This window comes from Kluyvera sp. EC_51 (assembly GCF_019584505.1).
GTDB lineage: Bacteria > Pseudomonadota > Gammaproteobacteria > Enterobacterales > Enterobacteriaceae > Kluyvera > Kluyvera sichuanensis.
Genome location: NZ_VDAG01000081.1, coordinates 38,373 through 56,978, shown reverse-complemented (window position 1 = coordinate 56,978; position 18,606 = coordinate 38,373). Strand labels below are relative to the sequence as shown.

At 52.9% G+C, this 18,606-nt stretch carries 17 protein-coding genes and 2 pseudogenes; 7 read left to right on the top strand and 12 right to left on the bottom strand.

What is annotated here, in order from left to right:
- Window positions 1-20: 20 nt before the first annotated feature.
- The 7 genes and pseudogenes from FHC49_RS14485 to FHC49_RS14455 all read right to left on the bottom strand — a co-directional run bounded on the left by FHC49_RS14485 (window position 21) and on the right by FHC49_RS14455 (window position 7,276).
- The gene (locus FHC49_RS14485; RefSeq protein ID WP_220440146.1) at window positions 21-1,298 is read right to left on the bottom strand and encodes a TRAP transporter large permease; all 1,278 of its coding nucleotides are present in this window, start codon (window positions 1,296-1,298) and stop codon (window positions 21-23) included.
- The gene (locus FHC49_RS14480; protein ID WP_220440145.1) at window positions 1,289-1,774 is read right to left on the bottom strand and encodes a TRAP transporter small permease; all 486 of its coding nucleotides are present in this window, start codon (window positions 1,772-1,774) and stop codon (window positions 1,289-1,291) included. Before FHC49_RS14480 ends, FHC49_RS14485 begins: the two co-directional genes overlap by 10 nt.
- A 52-nt stretch (window positions 1,775-1,826) precedes the next feature.
- Window positions 1,827-2,810 carry a C4-dicarboxylate TRAP transporter substrate-binding protein gene (locus tag FHC49_RS14475; protein ID WP_185669052.1) on the bottom strand — a complete coding sequence of 328 codons (984 nt, stop codon included), beginning with the start codon at window positions 2,808-2,810 and terminating at the stop codon, window positions 1,827-1,829.
- Window positions 2,811-3,091: 281 nt separating this feature from the next.
- Entirely contained in the window at window positions 3,092-4,468 is a 1,377-nt protein-coding gene (locus FHC49_RS14470; RefSeq protein ID WP_185669053.1) for an MFS transporter, read from the bottom strand.
- Window positions 4,469-4,522: 54 nt separating this feature from the next.
- Window positions 4,523-5,539, bottom strand: a pseudogene (locus FHC49_RS14465) (Zn-dependent oxidoreductase).
- 13 nt (window positions 5,540-5,552) lie between these two features.
- Window positions 5,553-6,767, bottom strand: a complete 1,215-nt coding sequence (gene rspA / locus FHC49_RS14460) for a starvation-sensing protein RspA (protein ID WP_185669055.1) — start codon at window positions 6,765-6,767, stop codon at window positions 5,553-5,555.
- 182 nt (window positions 6,768-6,949) lie between these two features.
- A complete protein-coding gene (locus tag FHC49_RS14455) occupies window positions 6,950-7,276 on the bottom strand; it encodes a YnfA family protein (protein WP_185669056.1) in 327 nt (108 codons plus the stop codon).
- 150 nt (window positions 7,277-7,426) lie between these two features.
- On the opposite strand from FHC49_RS14455, the gene FHC49_RS14450 reads away from it, so the two are divergent.
- On the top strand, window positions 7,427-7,765 hold the full coding sequence (locus tag FHC49_RS14450) for a DUF1283 family protein (protein WP_220440144.1): 339 nt from the start codon (window positions 7,427-7,429) through the stop codon (window positions 7,763-7,765).
- Window positions 7,766-7,822: 57 nt separating this feature from the next.
- On the opposite strand, the gene FHC49_RS14445 is transcribed toward FHC49_RS14450, so the two are convergent.
- Window positions 7,823-8,533: a YnfC family lipoprotein gene (locus tag FHC49_RS14445; RefSeq protein ID WP_185669058.1), complete on the bottom strand. Its 711-nt coding sequence runs from the start codon at window positions 8,531-8,533 to the stop codon at window positions 7,823-7,825.
- A gap of 184 nt (window positions 8,534-8,717) precedes the next feature.
- Here FHC49_RS14445 and FHC49_RS14440 point away from each other — a divergent pair, with 184 nt between their 5' ends.
- The gene (locus FHC49_RS14440; RefSeq protein ID WP_185669059.1) at window positions 8,718-8,972 is read left to right on the top strand and encodes a DUF1161 domain-containing protein; all 255 of its coding nucleotides are present in this window, start codon (window positions 8,718-8,720) and stop codon (window positions 8,970-8,972) included.
- A 33-nt stretch (window positions 8,973-9,005) separates the two neighbouring features.
- Here FHC49_RS14440 and FHC49_RS14435 read toward each other — a convergent pair whose 3' ends face one another.
- On the bottom strand, window positions 9,006-9,407 hold the full coding sequence (locus tag FHC49_RS14435; protein ID WP_185669060.1) for a dTDP-glucose pyrophosphorylase: 402 nt from the start codon (window positions 9,405-9,407) through the stop codon (window positions 9,006-9,008).
- 271 nt (window positions 9,408-9,678) lie between these two features.
- Here FHC49_RS14435 and ynfE point away from each other — a divergent pair.
- The 5 genes and pseudogenes from ynfE to clcB all read left to right on the top strand — a co-directional run bounded on the left by ynfE (window position 9,679) and on the right by clcB (window position 15,573).
- Window positions 9,679-12,113, top strand: a pseudogene (gene ynfE / locus FHC49_RS14430) (selenate/tellurate reductase subunit YnfE).
- Between the two features lie 10 nt (window positions 12,114-12,123).
- Complete coding sequence (locus FHC49_RS14425) at window positions 12,124-12,741, top strand: DMSO/selenate family reductase complex B subunit (protein ID WP_185669061.1); 618 nt, start codon at window positions 12,124-12,126, stop codon at window positions 12,739-12,741.
- A 1-nt stretch (window position 12,742) separates the two neighbouring features.
- The gene (locus FHC49_RS14420; RefSeq protein ID WP_220440143.1) at window positions 12,743-13,600 is read left to right on the top strand and encodes a DmsC/YnfH family molybdoenzyme membrane anchor subunit; all 858 of its coding nucleotides are present in this window, start codon (window positions 12,743-12,745) and stop codon (window positions 13,598-13,600) included.
- Window positions 13,601-13,647: 47 nt separating this feature from the next.
- Entirely contained in the window at window positions 13,648-14,262 is a 615-nt protein-coding gene (gene dmsD, locus FHC49_RS14415; protein WP_185669063.1) for a Tat proofreading chaperone DmsD, read from the top strand.
- 15 nt (window positions 14,263-14,277) lie between these two features.
- On the top strand, window positions 14,278-15,573 hold the full coding sequence (gene clcB / locus FHC49_RS14410; RefSeq protein ID WP_220440142.1) for a voltage-gated ClC-type chloride channel ClcB: 1,296 nt from the start codon (window positions 14,278-14,280) through the stop codon (window positions 15,571-15,573).
- Here the strand turns inward: clcB and bioD are convergent.
- The 3 genes from bioD to FHC49_RS14395 all read right to left on the bottom strand — a co-directional run bounded on the left by bioD (window position 15,526) and on the right by FHC49_RS14395 (window position 18,601).
- On the bottom strand, window positions 15,526-16,221 hold the full coding sequence (gene bioD / locus FHC49_RS14405) for a dethiobiotin synthase (protein WP_185669100.1): 696 nt from the start codon (window positions 16,219-16,221) through the stop codon (window positions 15,526-15,528). The genes clcB and bioD overlap by 48 nt on opposite strands.
- 131 nt (window positions 16,222-16,352) lie before the next feature.
- Complete coding sequence (gene mlc, locus FHC49_RS14400; protein ID WP_220440141.1) at window positions 16,353-17,570, bottom strand: sugar metabolism global transcriptional regulator Mlc; 1,218 nt, start codon at window positions 17,568-17,570, stop codon at window positions 16,353-16,355.
- Window positions 17,571-17,683: 113 nt separating this feature from the next.
- Window positions 17,684-18,601 (bottom strand): LysR family transcriptional regulator, encoded by a 918-nt coding sequence (locus FHC49_RS14395; protein WP_220440140.1) that lies wholly within the window; start codon window positions 18,599-18,601, stop codon window positions 17,684-17,686.
- Window positions 18,602-18,606: the final 5 nt, after the last annotated feature.

Here is an 18,606-nt window from a genome sequence, read left to right as displayed (position 1 = left end):
CAACGTCGTCACACGGCGCCTTACATCAGGACTGTCGGTAAAAAAAGTGTGATGCTGGGGAAGATAACCAGCATAAAAATGAACCGGAGGAAGGCGATCAGATAAGGAATCGAGGCCTTCACAAACGCAATCGAACTGCAGTTCAGGATACCGCAGACGGTATACATACAGATTCCGACCGGCGGCGTGTTTGCGCCCAGCAGCGTCAGTACCACAAAAATTAAACCAAAGTGAATGGGGTCAAAACCTGCTTCAAGGGCGATCGGCAACAGAATTGGCGTGAGCAGCAAAATGATCACGCTACCATCAAACAACATCCCTGCAACGGCAATCAGCGCCAATAATAAGAACAGGATGCCGTACCTATTCTCTGTCAACTGCAGGATAGTTTCAGCGAGTTGCTGAGGGATCTGATCCAGGATGGTGATATGTCCCAGGATAGCCGCAGACATAATAAGCAACATGACAACGCCAATATCGCTGATAGTTTGCTTCAGAACATCCCAAAGCACGGCATTGTCCAGCGCTTTATAGACATAGCGACCGATAATAAACGAATAAAGCACGATAAATGCGCCAGCTTCTGTGGTGGTAAAAATGCCAAGACGGATCACGACAATCAATACCACCGGGAACATTAACGCCCAAAAACTCTCTTTGAAACTACACCATACTTCATGCCGATTAGGGAGTCTTTCCACTTCGGGCTTGATATTCATCTTTCTGGCTAAAAGATAATTGGTACCCATCAGAATAGCCGTCAACAGTAACCCCGGAAATATCCCAGCCATGAACAGTTTTCCGATAGAGACGTTGCCAACAAAACCATACAGGATCAGTAAAATGCTCGGCGGTATTGTTGCCGTAATCAGCGAGCTAAAAGCAATAACCACGGCGCTAAACGCTTTTGGATAACCCCGGGCAATCATCGGTAACCCCAGCACTCGCGCCTGCATCGCGGCATCGGCAGTCGCTGAACCGGAAACACCGCCCAGCAGGCAAGCTAATAGGACGTTAATTTGCGCAAGGCCCCCCACCATCCACCCTGAGATTATTCGGGCAAAATCTAACAGGCGTGTTGTAACTCCAGACTTATTGAGCAGATTACCCACCAGCAAAAAAAGCGGCGTCGCCAGAATAGGAAAAGATTGCGTCGGTGCAGAAAATTTCTGAAAGGCGATGCCAATCGGGAGGAAATCGGCGGTGAAGAAAAAGCTTAAGCTGGAAATAGCAATGACCATCCCCACCGGCATACCAATAACTAACAGTATGACGAACAGAATAACTGTTAAGAGCATATTTCCTCCTGATCATCATGCTGTTGAAATTCAATGCAACAACCATTTAACAAAAAAGTTAAAGAAGAAAAAACCATTAATAAACATCCCGTGGGAACGGCACTATTCAGCCAGGCAAGGGATAATTCTGTTACCGGGAGCATTTGGTTGTGCGTAGCCCAGGTAAAATTAAAACCATACCAGACCCCACAGAGTAAGAAACTCAGTATCAGAATCTCATTAAACCAAATACACGCCCTCTGCATTTTAGAGGGAAATAAATTGGTCAACGCATCAATACCAATATGTCGACGTAACTGAAATGCATAATCTATTGCCAACATACTTATCCATGCAAAAATGACCATCGCAATTTCCAATGACCAAATAACGGGGTGCCCAATCGCGCGGCCTAACCCGCCGATCAGAATAATAATAACAATAGCGACAAGGCCTATTCTTGCACAGGCTAATTCAAAATCTCTTAGCATCTTCATCGACAGAAAAACCTCTACAAAAAAGCAGGGCAACTGCCCCGCCTGTTCGTGGTTAGTTGATTACGCTTTCAACCTGTTTTTTCGCTTCGCTTAAACCCAGTTTTTCCGGTACGTACTGGCAACTATCAATAAAAGGTTTTACATCCACCGTGGCGATGGTCATACCTTTATCTGCCATGTCTTTCAACATGGTCTCTCCGGCCGCAATAGTATTCTCGGAAGCCAGGTCACCATGTTTTGCAGCCTCTTCTTTCAGAATGGCCTGGTTTTCCGGGCTCAGCGTTGATAACCATTTTTGTGACACCACAATGCCGGTCATCAGATGAATATGGTTCGTTTTAGTGATATTTTTCGTTATTTCATAAAGCTTAGATCCATATACTGCCGTTGGTTGCGCTTCCGCCGCATCGACAACGCCAGTCTGAATAGAGGAATAAATCTCTGACCATGAAAGCGGCGTTGGCGATCCCCCCATACATTTAATCGTTTCTATGGTGACTGGAGCTTCTAACGCCCGTACGCGTATGCCGTTCAGATCGGCAGGCGTCACAACAGGTTTCTGCGTTACCAGCATACGCGCCCCCTGATACCAGTTGAACGAGAGCGCCGTCAGCCCGGACTCGCTGGCCATTTTATTATTCCACTGCGCAAAAACAGGACTATTAATAAATGTCTTTAGCGTGGCATAGTCTTTAAAAACAAACGGTGCAGGTATAATCGCCATTTCAGGAACAAATTGGGCGAGTCTGGCGCCATCCACGACTACCCCAACATTGCTACCCGCCTGCGCATGCTGTAGCAATTCATTATCTGCACCGAGTTGACCGCTGGAAAATAATTTTATTTTAATGTCACCTTTGCTGCGCTCTTCTACTGATTTTTTAAAATCCTTTAGACCTTTATATATAGGGTCGTCAGGGGATAATGAAGTACTGACATTCAGAGATTCAGCTCCCCAGCACGCGCTAGCGCTTAAAAGGGGAATCGCACAGCATAATTTCGCCAGCCTGGATGAAGAAATAGTCCATTTTCTCATGTCACTCACCTGGAGGTTATTAATAATATGAATATATTTTTCTGATGTATGTCTGTAGCAAACTTATTCACTGCTAATCGCTCATTTCAGTGAAAATAAAAAAACGATCAGTTAAAAAAACATTTAACGTGATGTTATTTTCTTTCTTAATTGCTAACGATTACCCCGATGAACTTACCGCCACAATAACTACCATACAAGTATCTATAATGTATTTATCTAGCAGGCTCACAAAAAAAGTCGCCTGATTTTCAGACGACTTTGCTTTGCTATAACCGCTATCAAGCAAACTGCTGGTTAGCGTTCTTTTCTTTCGCCACCGAAAGATCGGCAGCATCTTCAGCAAGGCTGAGGTCACGGTCACAAACTTCTGGCATCAACAACGCTGCAATAAGACCAATCACCGAATAACAAATCAGCATAATCACAATCGGATACCACGACCCGGTCATATTGCAGAAGATCCCTGCCAAAACGGGTCCAAAACCAACGGCAACCAGACCACCCGCCTCTTTCGAGATAGCCATACGAGTAAAGCGGTTACGCGAGCCGAACATCTCAGCCATCGTAATATTTTCCAGTGCAAACAGGCCCAACACTGCAAAGTTATGGATAATAATGATAGACATCATTATCACGCTGGCGCTGTAGGTTTTATCGACAATGATGGACACCATTGGATACGCCAGAATAATGGCGGAAATACAGAGCAAAATATAAGGCAGACGGCGACCATATTTATCGGATAGCCAACCAAGCAGCGGAATGGTCAGGAAACCGATAACGGAACTGATCATCAGCGCATCCGTTGGGATCCCTTTATCAAACAGCAATGTCTGTACCAGATATCCCGCCAGGAAGGTCTGGATCAAGCCGGAATTACCCGCCTGACCAAAGCGCAGACCCGTGGCTAACCAGAAGGATTTGCTACGGAACATCGCGCCGATGGTATTGTCATTCGCCGGAGATTCACTGACAACAACATCGCCTTCACTCACTTTTTCAAACACTGGGCTCTCTTTCAGGTTCATACGCAGCCAGATAGCGAAGATCATCACCACAACGCTTGCCAGGAACGGAATACGCCAGCCCCAGGCGACCAGTTCTTCGCGGTCAAGCAGGAAGAACATTACCGCCCAGATAGCCGTCGCCGTCAGCGTACCGCAGTTGGTCCCCATCGCCACCAGAGAGGAAATCAGGCCACGTTTGCCTTTAGGAGCATATTCAGCCAGCATGGTACCCGCACCAGAGATCTCTGCGCCGGCCCCCAATCCCTGAATAATACGTAGCGTTACCAACAGTATTGGCGCAAAAATACCAATCTGTGCATAGGTCGGTAACACACCAATTAACGTGGTACAGATCCCCATCATGGTGATGGTAATAAAGAGCACCTTTTTACGCCCGACGCTGTCACCCATTTTGCCAAAAATAAATGCTCCAACAATACGTGCAATATAGCCGGCACCGTAGGTCCCCATCGCCAGAATTAATGCCATTGCAGCAGACTGTTCAGGGAAAAATATTTCATGGAAAACGAGCGCTGCACCTAATGAATAGAGCTGAAAATCCATAAACTCTAATGCAGTCCCCAACCAACCGGATACGGCGGCCCTCACTAAATCAGATGTCGTTCTTTCATGTGTTAATTGCGTCATTGCAATCATCTCCGGGTAAGATGCGTACGGCTTAATCGCATGATCTCGTTATTATTAGTTAAACGTGAGTAAGACCTTGCAGCAGGATTTCTGATCCTTTTCAAATAATTCGATTGCATCAACGACATGGTGATAGTCAAAGTAATGCGTAATCAGTTTGTCAGGATCAATTAACCCTTTTTCTAACCACTCCAGAACCACCGGGAATTTATTCGCATTAAGTCGCGAAGAATAAACGGAGAGTTACTTACCGGTGATACCTTGTTGAGTAATGGTCGACGGATCGCTAGAGAAGCCCATCAGAACAATACGGGCTGCAGGCGAAGCCAGGGTGATGGCTTCTTGCAAAATCGTCGGATGACATGCGGCATCGACAATCAGCGTCGGTTTAATCCCCTTCTCATCGAGCCATTCCGCTAGCGGTTTCTCACCGTTGTTAATGACCCAATCGGCACCACAGCGCTCTGCCATGGCCAGTCGTTCGTTAATTCGGTCAGCCACGATGACCTGCTTAACGCGATAAACGCCTTTCAACGCCTGCAGGGTGGTTAAACCCATCGGGCCCGCGCCATAAATCAACGCTACGTCAGCTTCCGTTGGATTCACCTGACCGGTGACGTTTGCCGCAATCGTAAAGGGTTCAACCATCACGGCGTGGTGATCGGCAATATTATCCGCAACGCTCCAGGCATTTTTCGCCGGGACGACGGCATATTCACTGAAACCACCATCACGATGGACGCCGAGTACCACCAGAGAAGTGCAGACGTTAGGTTTACCTACAGAACAGGGGTAGCAATGACCGCAACTGATCACCGGATCAACACAAACGCGCTCCCCCATCTGCTTATCGGTGACACCTTCGCCAACGGCATCAATCACGCCAAAAACCTCATGACCGATAACGCGTGGATAGCGCGCAAAAGGGTTATGGCCGCGATAAATATGGCTATCAGAGCCGCAGATACCGGCTATTTTCACTTTAACGCGGACTTCACCCACTCCAGGTTCTGGCAATGGACGTTCTTCAATAACCAGTTCTTCAGGCTGTTTAATCACAATACTTTTCATTTCGCGTTCCTTATCACCAGTTCCACAACGTGCCATCTTCCAGACGAGCTACCGGCAGATAGGCAGGGTCGTACGGATATTTCGCCGCCAGTTTTTCGTCAAACTCGATGCCTAAGCCCGGTTTGTCGCCTGGATGCATATAGCCATTATCGAAGGTCCAGTTATGCGGGAAGACTTCCAGCATCTGCTCGGAGTAGCCCATGTATTCCTGAACGCCGAAGTTTGGTACCCACAGGTCGAAGTGCAGCGCGGCGGCCATGCAGACCGGAGAGAGGTCTGACGGGCCGTGAGAGCCGGTACGCACCTGATAAAGAGAGGCAAAGTCAGCAATTCGGCGCATGCCGGTAATGCCGCCCGCGTGGGTAATGGTGGTACGGATATAGTCAATCAGCTGCTCTTCAATCAGCTGTTTACAATCCCAGATGCTATTGAACACTTCGCCAACCGCAATCGGGGTAACGGTATGCTGGCGAATCAGGCGGAAGCACTCCTGGTTCTCCGCAGGGGTTGGATCTTCCATCCAGAACAGGCGGTACTGTTCAATGCTCTTACCAAAGCGGGCCGCTTCAATTGGGGTCAGGCGGTGATGCATATCGTGCAGCAGATGTTCGTCAAAGCCGAACTGATTACGTACCGCATCAAACAGTTTTGGGGTGAAATCGAGGTATTTCTCGGTGGACCACAGTTGTTCATCTGGCCACTGCCCTTTGGTGGCCGGTTCGTAGGCCAGCCCTTTGCCTTTAGACATACCGTAGGTCGTTTTCATGCCCGGCACGCCGCACTGAACGCGAATGGCCTTAAAGCCCATCTCTTTATGACGCGCGTAATCTTCCAGCACTTCATCAATGGTATGGCCGGTAGTGTGGCAGTACACCATCACGCCCTCACGGGACGCGCCGCCCAGCAACTGGTACAGCGGCATATTGGCGGCTTTAGCTTTAATATCCCACAGCGCCATATCAACCGCAGAGATGGCGGACATCGTCACCGGGCCGCGACGCCAGTAAGCGCCTTTATAGAAGAACTGCCAGATATCTTCGATGCGGTGCGCATCGCGCCCCACCAGTTGCGGGCACAAATGATCCTTCAGGTAAGAAGCAACGGAGAGCTCGCGACCATTTAACGTTGCGTCACCATAGCCGACTAAGCCGCTATCGGTGGTAATTTTCAGCGTGACAAAGTTACGTCCAGGACAGGTTACAAAAACCTCAGCGCCCACAATTTTCATCTTCAATCCTTAGCTTTACATCTCATCGGTTAGTGAGGCGAAATTACGCCCGACCAAACTACCATACAAGTATAAAGATCAAAATTTACCGGATAAGATCACAAAAATGAGGGGACAAGCTCAGTTCAAAAGACGAGAAATACGAAGAAAAAAGAAGGGGTATGGCCCTTTAGGGCCAGACGTCAGGCGCGTCCCCAACCGGCGACGATAATCAGCATACCGCAAAGAGCAACGGCTGCACCGAGCCAGTCATACATCGTCAGCTTTTCACCTTCAACGACACGTAGCCATAGCAGAGCAGTAAAGATATACACCCCACCATAGGCGGCATAAACGCGGCCGCTGGCAGCGGGATGCAGCGTAAGCAGCCAGACAAACAGGGCCAGCGCTAACCCTGCCGGCAACAGCAACAGCGGCGTCGCCCCCCGCTTCAACCATAACCACGGTAAATAGCAGCCGATAATTTCACACAGCGCGGTAGCAAAAAAGAGCAGCGAAGTTTTTAACATCGTTTATCTTCATCAACATACGAATTTCCCTATGATACGCAAAAATCAACCGGATTCGACCACGGGATTTTCGCGGGTATGCCCGTCGCCAGAGTTGTAGTAGACTGCTTTCAGGAGTCATCGTATTCACCACGTTAAAGGAACTCACCGATGAAAATTACACTTAGCAAACGCCTTTGCCTGACGGCTATGCTGACGCTGGGTGCCATTGTGTACACCGCCTCCGCTTCTGCTGAAACCAACAAACTGGTTATTGAATCTGGCGATAGCGCACAGAGTCGCCAGAACGCGGTGATGGATAAAGAACAATGGAACGACACCCGTCAGCTGCGCCAGAAAGTGAACAAACGCGCTGAAAAAGAGTGGGATAAAGCAGACGTTGCTTTTGATGCCCGCGACAATTGCCTGAAAAGCACCAACGTGAACGCGTACTGGGAACCCAACACCCTGCGCTGCCTTGACCGCTCAACCGGGCGCGTTGTTCGCTAATCACAGCAAAAAAGGGCGCTTCTCAGCGCCCTTTTCTTTGTCACTTATCTATTCACATCAGTAATACTCAATGGTGTTTTTGATGGTGTAGCGCTGCGTCACCGACGGCTTAACGCTCTGGTCCACCACCTCTAACTCGCAGCTCACCGGATTATCGTGGCGATCGTAATCACAGCTTTGCGTAACGTTACCCGCAGGCTGTTTATTGAGCATACTCACGGCGGTGTAGTCGAGTTTTTTACGCGAATCCTGCGATGGGGTTGAGATAACCGACAGCGTGACCCCTTTTAACGTAGACACTTTGCCCAGCGGATACCCTTCATTGTCATAGCGGTAATCCACCTCGCTATCTTTACCGAGCGCTTTGACCACAAAGCCATTGTCGTCGGTTTCCCATTTCACGCCCGCCGAAGGGAATTCAGCCAACTGGCATTTTCCCTGTAACCGAACGCGTTTCTCGTGGGTAACGCCGTCAAGATAATAGTTGGCGTTCAATACCAGCAGTGCGCCAGAATCCTGCTCGATATCATGAAACTCCAGCATGTCGAAACAGCCTTCCGGCGACAGTTGCGCGCTCACCCGCTTTGCCACCTCGCCTTTTTCGTTAAGCAGCGTCTGGCTGAAATCCTTCACCGGACCGCGCAGCGGGTCGAAGTCGAATTCGTTAGAAAAACTTGCCATTTCCGGGGTGAACGCGGCCGGCGCGTTTTTGTTATCGCAGCCACTCAGCACGGCAAGCGCCGAGGCCAGTAAAATCAGTTTCTTCACGCCACAATCCTGTTTCGGGAATTTATTCAATTATATTAGCAATATAAAATTGTTTATAGTCTGGCCAGGCGGAAATCAAAAATTAACCGCCCTTGCTAAGAAACATCAGAAAATGAGATTCAAAGACAAACGCTTACACTCCCCCTGCTATACTTTTCACGAATCTTATGAAAAGGAGCCGATCATGCTGTCTTCACGTTGGATACTGGCACTACTGCTCGCAGGCGCTATGCCCGCGCTGGCCGCCGTACCTGATTCCTGTGAACGTGTCAGGAGCGACATTCAGCAGAAAATCACGCAAAACGGCGTCGCTGAAAGCGCCTTTACTCTTGATATCGTGCCTAACGATCAGGCCGATCAGCAAGGGGCACAGGTCGTCGGACACTGCGCAAATGACACCTTTAAAATTCTCTACACCCGCACCGATAACGCCCAGTAATGCGCTACCGCCTCTCTTGAGAGGCGGTGTCGTTTAGCCCTTCTTCTCCACGATAAATTCCAGCGCAAGCCCAATCAGCACGCCGTCACGCAGCGAATGATCGTCAGAAAGCGCATCCAGTCCGCCCTGAAAACGCAGCTTTTGCGACGTGGTGTTAATGGTTAATTTCGAGTGCAGGCACGGCAGCGCCTGAGAACTGATGGGATACACTACGCGCCCGGATACCAGCACCGGAATTTTGCGCAACTCAGCGGATCTCAGTACCCCAATGGTGGAATAGAGCACGGCAACCGGCGTTACGGCGAGGACTTTGCCGTCCGTCACGCTGATAAAATCGAGCAAAATTTCGGGGCGCAAAAAATTTAACCCTTTGTAGGGAACCGTGACCGTCTCAATCGCGGGCATCGGAATAACGGACGAATCAATATCCTGCATGGGTAGGTTCCATAAGTAACGGATTAGCGGTAAGAAAATCAGCCTGCGGGAACCCGCAGACCGTAACAAAACTGTTTTTATATTGTAAAACAATTATGCACATGACCTCTTCACCTGGCAAACACCGCCACGCAAATACCCTATCAGGATGACCTCCTGTTTTGACCGGGATTAATACTTGTATACCACCAACCAGGTATCATTCTTCTCCATTGTTAGCAGGTTTTTAATTTCACGCTGGAATCATTAAACAAAAATAATGGAGTGAGCAATGTCTGATCAGGAAAAGCCAGGGGGGCTAAGCCGACGCACCCTCATTAAATCGTCGGCTATCGGCTCCTTAGCATTCGCAGCGGGCGGTCTCTCGCTCCCCTTCTCTTTACGCGCGACGGCTGCCGCCGTGCAACAGGCCAGCCAGCCGGAAGACAAAGTGGCCTGGGGCGCCTGTTCAGTCAACTGCGGCAGTCGCTGCGCGCTGCGCCTGCATGTGAAAGACGATGAAGTGTATTGGGTCGAAACCGACAATACCGGCCACGATATCTATGGCGATCACCAGGTACGCGCCTGCCTGCGCGGCGTTCTATTCGCCGTCGTATCAACCACCCCGATCGTCTGAACTATCCGATGAAGCGCGTAGGTAAACGCGGCGAAGGTAAATTCGAACGCATTAGCTGGGATGAAGCGCTGGACACGATCGCCAGTAACCTCAAGCGCGTAGTGAAAGATTACGGCAACGAATCCGTCTACATTAATTACTCTTCCGGCATCGTCGGCGGCAATATCACTCGCTCCTCACCATCCGGCTCCGCCGTAATGCGCCTGATGAACTGCTACGGCGGCTCACTCAACCAGTATGGCACCTACAGCACCGCCCAGATTGCCTGCGCCATGCCGTATACCTACGGCACCAACGACGGCAACAGCACTTCCGATATCGAAAACAGTAAACTGGTGGTGATGTTCGGCAACAACCCTGCAGAAACTCGCATGAGCGGCGGCGGCATCACCTATTATCTTGAACAAGCTCGCGAACGCTCAAATGCGCGCATGATCGTTATCGATCCGCGCTATACCGATACCGCCGCAGGCCGTGAAGATGAGTGGATCCCGATTCGTCCGGGTACCGATGCCGCACTGGTTGCCGGCATTGCCTGGGTACTGATTGACGAGAATCTGGTCGATCAGTCATTCCTTGATAAGTACTGCGTTGGTTACGACGAGAAAACCCTACCGGAAGGCGCGCCGGCTAACGGTCACTACAAGGCATACATTCTCGGTCAGGGCGATGATGGCGTGGCGAAAACCCCGCAGTGGGCTTCGAGCATTACCGGTATTCCTGCCGACAGAATCATCAAGCTGGCACGTGAAATCGGCAGCGCTAAACCGGCCTATATTTGCCAGGGCTGGGGGCCGCAGCGTCAGGCAAACGGCGAGCTCTCTGCCCGTGCGATTGCCATGCTACCGATTCTGACCGGTAATGTCGGTATTAACGGCGGTAACAGCGGCGCGCGCGAATCGACCTATACCATCACCATCGAGCGCTTCCCGGTGCTGGAAAACCCGGTCAAAACGGCCATCTCCTGCTTTACCTGGACCGATGCGATTGACCACGGCGCCGAGATGACCGCCACCCGCGACGGCGTGCGCGGCAAAGATAAACTGGATGTACCTATCAAGTTTTTCTGGAACTATGCGGGCAATACCATCATTAATCAGCACTCAGATATCAATAAAACCCACGAGATTTTGCAGGACGACAGCAAATGCGAAATGATCGTGGTGATTGAGAACTTTATGACCGCCTCGGCGAAGTACGCCGATATCCTGCTGCCCGACCTGATGACCGTTGAACAGGAAGACATTATTCCCAACGACTACGCCGGGAATATGGGCTACCTGATCTTTATTCAGCCGGCAACCGCGCCAAAATTCGAACGCAAGCCGATCTACTGGATCTTAAGCGAAGTGGCGAAACGTCTGGGCAACGATGTGTACCAGAAGTTCACAGAAGGACGTTCTCAGGAGCAATGGCTGCAGTATCTGTACGCCAAAATGCGCGCCAAAGACGCAGATTTACCGACCTATGATGAACTCAAAAAGATGGGCATCTATAAGCGCAAAGACCCGAACGGGCACTTTGTCGCCTACCAGAGTTTCCGCAAAGACCCAGAAGCCAATCCGTTAAAAACGCCGTCGGGCAAAATTGAAATCTACTCCAGCCGCCTGGCCGATATCGCTGCGAAATGGCAGCTTGAGAAAGACGAAACCATCAGCCCGCTGCCGGTTTACGCCTCCACCTTTGAAGGCTGGGACGACCCGCTGCGCGGCACTTTCCCGCTACAGCTGTTTGGTTTCCACTTTAAAGCTCGCACCCACTCAAGCTACGGCAACGTTGATGTGCTGAAAGCCGCCTGCCGTCAGGAAGTGTGGTTAAACCCGCTGGATGCGCAGAAACGCGGGATCCAGAACGGCGACATGGTGCGCGTGTTTAACGGCCGCGGTGAGCTGCGAATTCCGGCGAAAGTCACGCCGCGCATTATGCCGGGCGTGTCCGCAATGGGCCAGGGCGCCTGGCACGACGCCGAGATGAACGGCGACCGGATTGACCACGGTTCCTGCATCAACACGCTGACCACGCATCGCCCTTCTCCACTGGCGAAAGGCAACCCGCAGCACACCAACCTGGTTGAGATCGAGAAGGTATAAGGATTAGCCCATGAGCACCCAATACGGATTTTTCATCGACTCGGCCCGCTGCACCGGTTGTAAAACCTGCGAGCTGGCCTGTAAAGATTACAAAGACTTAACTCCGGACGTTAGCTTCCGCCGTATTTACGAATACGCGGGCGGCGACTGGCAGGAAGATAACGGCGTCTGGAATCAGAACGTCTTTGCTTACTATCTCTCCATCGCCTGTAACCACTGCGAAGACCCGGCCTGTACCAAAGTGTGCCCTAGCGGCGCGATGCACAAACGCGAAGATGGCTTTGTTGTCGTCAACGAAGATGTCTGCATCGGCTGCCGTTACTGCCATATGGCCTGCCCGTATGGTGCGCCGCAGTACAACGAAGCTAAAGGTCATATGACCAAATGCGACGGCTGTCATGAGCGCGTGGCGGAAGGCAAGAAGCCGATTTGCGTGGAGTCCTGCCCGCTGCGTGCGCTGGACTTTGGGCCTATCGAAGAACTGCGGCAGAAGCACGGTACGCTTGCGGCGGTGGCGCCGCTGCCGTCCGCGCACTTCACCAAGCCAAGCATTGTGATTAAACCCAACGCCAATGCACGTCCGTGCGGCGATACCACTGGCTATCTGGCCAATCCGAAGGAGGTGTAAGATGGGAAGCGGATGGCATGAATGGCCGCTGGTGCTGTTTACCGTGCTGGGGCAGTGCGTAGCAGGCGCGACAATCGTCACTGGGCTAGGCTGGCTGGCAGCGCGCCATGAACCGGCAGAGCAGCGCCGCATTGTGCTCACTATGTTTTTCCTTTGGGTTATCATGGGAATCGCATTCTTTGCCTCGGTGCTGCACCTTGGCTCGCCGCTGCGGGCGTTCAATTCGTTGAACCGCGTGGGGGCATCGGCGTTGAGTAATGAGATTGCCAGCGGCTCCGTGTTCTTTGCCGTCGGCGGTTTCTGGTGGCTGCTGTCAGTTCTCGGGAAAATGCCTGCGGCGCTCGGACGGGTCTGGCTGCTGCTCGGCATGGTGCTGGGGTTGCTATTTGTCTGGGCGATGACGCGTGTTTATCAGATAGATACCGTGCCAACCTGGTATAATGGTTATACGACGGCCTCGTTCTTCCTGACCGTCTTGCTCACCGGGCCGCTGTTTGCCGCGCTGCTGCTGAAGCTGGCGAAAGTGCCGTTTAACGGTAAGTTCTTCGCCGCGGTCAGCGTGCTGGGCTATTTGCTCAGCCTGGCGGTCGTGGTGCTGCAAACCTCAGAGTTGGGCTTTATTCACAGCTCGGTTCAGCAGGCTAACGCGCTGCTGCCGGACTGGGGCCGCTTACAGGTGTGGCGCTTCGTCCTGCTGGCAGCAGGTTTGGGCTGCTGGATCTGCCCACTGTTGCGCCGCGTTCCGCCACGCGCTGTGGGGCTAGCGCTGGGGTTAGTACTGGTACTGGTTGGCGAACTTATCGGTCGCGGGCTGTTCTATGGCCTGCATATGACCGTCGGCATGGCGATTGCCGGGTAAATCATCGGCGCGGGAGTTTTCCCGCGCCCCTATAAGGAAATGCAGTAATGAATGACGTTCAGCACAACGACGCCTTAGCGTTCTCTGCCCGGGTACTGGGTGCCCTGTTCTATTTTGCACCTAATAGCACGCTCGCCGAGCCGCTGGTTGCCGCTTTCACCGACGGTGAGTGGCTTGAGCAGTGGCCGTATGCCGTTGAACATGCCGATGCCCTTTCCGCTGGGTTTGCTGCACAAGGCGATGAATCGCTTCCTCAGGCCTGGCAACGCCTGTTTATCGGGCCATCAGCGCTGCCGTCACCACCGTGGGGATCCGTCTGGCTGGATCGTGAGAACGTGCTGTTTGGCGACTCTACCCTGGCGCTGCGCCAGTGGATGCGTGAAAACCAGATTGCTTTCGATGTAGAGCAAAACGAGCCGGAAGATCACTTCGGCACCCTGCTGATGCTGGCGGCCTGGCTTTTGGAAAACGGCCGTGATGACGCCTGTAATCAACTGCTGGCCTGGCATCTCCTGCCGTGGGCACCGCGCTTCCTCGCTGAATTTATTGAAAAAGCGGGCCATCCGTTCTTTATTGCTCTGGGGAAACTGGCCCAGCAAACGCTGGCGCAGTGGCAGTCCTCGCTGCTGATCCCCGTCGCTGACAAAAAGCTGTACCGCTAAGCCACCGAGAAAACGATGCAGCGTCTTCATCACTACCCCGATATTACGGCGATGTTTCGTCGCCTGCTGATTGCCACCGTCATAGGCGTCCTCGCGGCGCTGGCGGTGGCGCTCTTTCGTCACGCGATGTATCTGGGGGAGTGGCTATTTCTCAGCAATGATAGCGGCAGCCTGGTCAACGCCGCTGAAGGGCTGGTGTGGTGGCGACGGCTGATTACTCCCGTCCTTGGTGGGCTTGCCGCCGGGATGCTGCTGTGGGCCTGGCAGCGCCACACCCGCCAGCGCCCGCACGCGCCCACCGACTATATGGAAGCGCTGGAAAGCGACGAAGGCAAGTTTGATACCGGTGCCAGCCTGATTAAATCCGCCGCCTCATTGCTGGTGGTTATTAGCGGTAGCGCCATCGGCCGCGAAGGGGCCATGATCCTGCTGGCCGCCCTCGCCGCCTCTTTTTTTGCCCAGCGCTTCACGCCAAAAGATGAGTGGAAGCTATGGATCGCCTGCGGGGCCGCCGCTGGGATGGCCAGCGCCTATCACGCACCGCTGGCGGGCAGCCTGTTTATCGCCGAGATCCTGTTCGGCACCCTGATGCTAGCCTCGCTTGGCCCGGTGGTGATTGCCGCCGTGGTGGCGCTACTGACCACCCAGTTGATGAACGGCGGCGCAGAACTGCTCTACCGCGTTGGCGATCTGCCCGCGCTCACTGCCGCCCATTACGCCCTGATGCTCACCACCGGACTGGTCTGCGGTTTAGGCGGGCCGCTGCTGATGTGGTTGATGGACATGAGCCACCAGGGTTTTCTGCGGCTCAAACTGTCGCCTCCCTGGCAGCTTGCGCTCGGCGGGCTGTTTGTCGGATTGCTTTCGCTGTTAACACCCGCCGTCTGGGGCAACGGTTATAGCGTGGTGCAGGGTTTTCTGCTGACGCCGCCGAGCTTTGCCATTATCGCCGGTATCTTTGTATGCAAGCTGCTCGCCATTCTTGCCAGCAGCGGCTCGGGCGCGCCCGGTGGGGTCTTTACCCCAACGCTGTTTATTGGCCTGGCGGTCGGGATTTTGTTTGCTAATACGTGGGGGCTGGTGTTTCCTGCCCATGAGGCGATGGCAATACTGCTGGGGGTCACGGGGATGGCCACGCTACTGGCGGCAACGACGCATGCGCCTATTATGTCAACGCTGATGATTTGTGAAATGACCGGGCAGTATACGTTACTACCCGGTTTACTGATTGCCTGCGTGCTGGCGTCGGTGTTGTCGCGAACCTTACGCCAGAATTCTATCTACCGTCAGCACGTTACGGAGCATCGCTAAGTCAACGTACTGGCTCAGCTCGCGCTGTTCCGGACGCGGCAGGTACGGCAGTTCACCCACCAGCGGTGCCGGCAGTTTTTTGCTGAGGACGTCGATAATTTCCGCATAGTGCGCCAGACCTGGGTTGATACGATTCGCCACCCAGCCAATCAGCGGCAGGCCGTCGTTAGCGATAGCCTGAGCGGTCAGCAATGCATGGTTAATGCAGCCTTCCTGAATGCCAACCACCATGAGCACCGGCAGTTGTTCCTGCACTACCCATTCCGAGAGCGGACGCAAATCGTTCATCAGGCTGCGCCAGCCGCCGGTCCCTTCAACCACCACGTTATCGACCTGCTGGCTCAGATTGGCCAGGCCGTCAGACAATAAGGTGTAGTTGATCGGGCAACTGTGGGCAACGCTGCTCTCTTCTTCGCTCAGCGCAATCGGGTTGATAGCGTCATAGGGTAAGTCCAGCGATGAAACGGCCTGCAGAACCAGCGCATCTTTATTGCGCAGCCCCTCTGCGGTTTCCTTGCTGCCTTTGGCAACTGGTTTGTATCCTGCCACCCGTTTCCCGCTGGCGGCGAGCGCCTGCAAAAGCGCACGAGAAACCACCGTCTTGCCGACAGAAGTATCAGTACCAGTAATAAAGAAACGATTAAGCATCACAAACTAACCCCACTCCTGCGCCATGAAAATATCATGGCAATGAATAATTCAACGGAGTGAAAGTTTACGTGATGTGCGAATGGGTCAGATTGAGATAGCGCAATTTTTTGCAAAACTGCTAAAAATTGTTAACCCTGTAACAGTCTAATCAGCAATGTTCCATTATACAGCGCGTCTTTTACCAGCGCCGCCCCCGCCATGGTGCCGCGGTTCGAGAACTGTGTCTGCTCTACCGCAATGTGCTTGCTGTAGGCGGGCAGCGACTGCTGGCGAATGCAGTCGCCAATCGCCGGGAAGAGGATGTCGGCGGCCTGATTAAACGGCGAGCCAATCAAAATTTTCTGCGGATTGAAAAGGTTAACCATGATGGCGAGGATTCGCCCGACGTTGGTTCCGATGCTGCTGATGATATCCTTTGCCAGTAAATCGCCCTGCATCGCGGCCTGACATAGCCACTCCACGCTGAGCGGCTTTTGATGCAGCATGGAGCTCATCGACTGCTGCATGCGCACCTGGGTCAGTTCCATCACGCTTTCCACGCTGGCGATGGTCTCCAGACAGCCGTGGTTGCCGCAATAGCAGCGCTTACCGTACGGGTCGACCTGGGTATGACCAATCTCTACCAGACTGCTGCTGCCAGCATGCAGTAAACGCCCATCGGTAATCACCCCCGCACCGACGTTATGATCGATAACCACCTGAATCACATCGCGCGCGCCGCGTGATGCGCCAAACAGCGCCTCGGCCATCGTCCAGGCGCTGATATCGTGCTGGATATACACCGGCACGCCGGTATGCGCCTCCAGCGTACCGCCCAGCGGAACATCGGTAACATCATAAAACGGCATACGGTGAATAATGCCGTTCTCGGTATCGATAATACCCGGCAGGGTGATGGCAATCGCGGTCAGACGTTCAAGCAGGCTCTGGTGGCGAATAAAGAACTGGTCAATATGGGACACCACCCGATTCAGGAAGGGAATCTCATCTTCCAGCGCAAGCTCAAGCTGCTCTTCCACCACCAGCTTACTGCTGAGGTCACGCAGCGCCAGATGGATAACACCCCGGCTGATACGCACGGAAAGATAGTGCCAGGCTTCCGTTTCCACCATCAGGCCCACGGCAGGACGGCCGCGGCTGCCTGCTTCCTGAATTTCCGTTTCCTGAACCAGGTGAGCTTCCAGCAGTTCGCGAACAATTTTGGTGATACTGGCGGGCGCCAGCTGCGCAAGTCGGGAAAGGTCGATACGCGACACCGGGCCGAGCTGATCAATAAGGCGATAAACCGCCCCTGCGTTGGTCTGCTTGATTTGATCGATATGCCCTGGCTGACTGTCCGCTACCACCGTAAAAACTCCCTTATTTTCGCGCTTCGAAATAAACACTTTGGGCTATGGTGAAGTACTTGAACGCTCTGCGTCAAATTTTTACTTAGCCTTGTGATTTACTGCACAATTTTTCACACATTTGGCAGCGAAACGCTCACCTTTGCCGCGTTTAACAGATGCTGTTTGAAACGCTGTGCCGCCTGGCTAAGCTCATGGTGTTTAGACCACACCAGCCACATTTCCGACACCGCATCCTCTTCGGCGATGGGCACCCAGCGCATTTCATGCAGTTGTACCCGGCGAAACGACGCCGGCAGTATCGATACCCCCAGCCCCGAAGCCACAAGGCCGATAATCGTCATCGCCTCACCCACCTCCTGCGTGATGGTCGGTACCGCATCGTAGCGGCGCATCAGGCCCAGAATATCGTCATACAGCCCGGTGCCCACGTGCGGGTCAAAAAAGACAAACGGCTCTTTCCCCAATTCCACCAGGCTGACCGCTGGTTTATTGGCGAGCGAATGGTCGCGGTGAATCATCGCCAGCAGCGGTTCGCGCAGGATCACCTGCCAGTCGAGGGTGTCAGGAAGTTGGGTATTGCGCATCAGGCCCAGCTCAAGCGCCCCCTCCGTTAACGGCGAAATCTGCTCGCGGGTATTGGTTTCCCGCGTCTGGATATGCACATCCGGGTAGCGCTGACGAAAGGTGGAGAGCGTATCTGAAACCGCCTTGATAAACGGCGCTGAAGAGGTAAAACCGATATGCAATTCCCCCGTCTCCCCGTGATGCAGACGGCTTGCCCGCGCGGCCGCTTCGTTCACCTGCAGCAAAATCTGGCGGCTATCGGCAAGAAACTGTCGCCCCGCTTCCGTCAGGCTTACGCTGCGGTTGGTGCGGGCAAACAGCCGCGCCCCAACTTGTTGCTCGAGTATCTGGATCTGCTGGCTTAGCGGCGGCTGGGAGATATTGAGCCGCGCCGCCGCGCGCCCAAAGTGCAGCTCTTCGGCGACGGCAATGAAATAACGCAGGTGGCGAAGTTCAATATTCATATTTT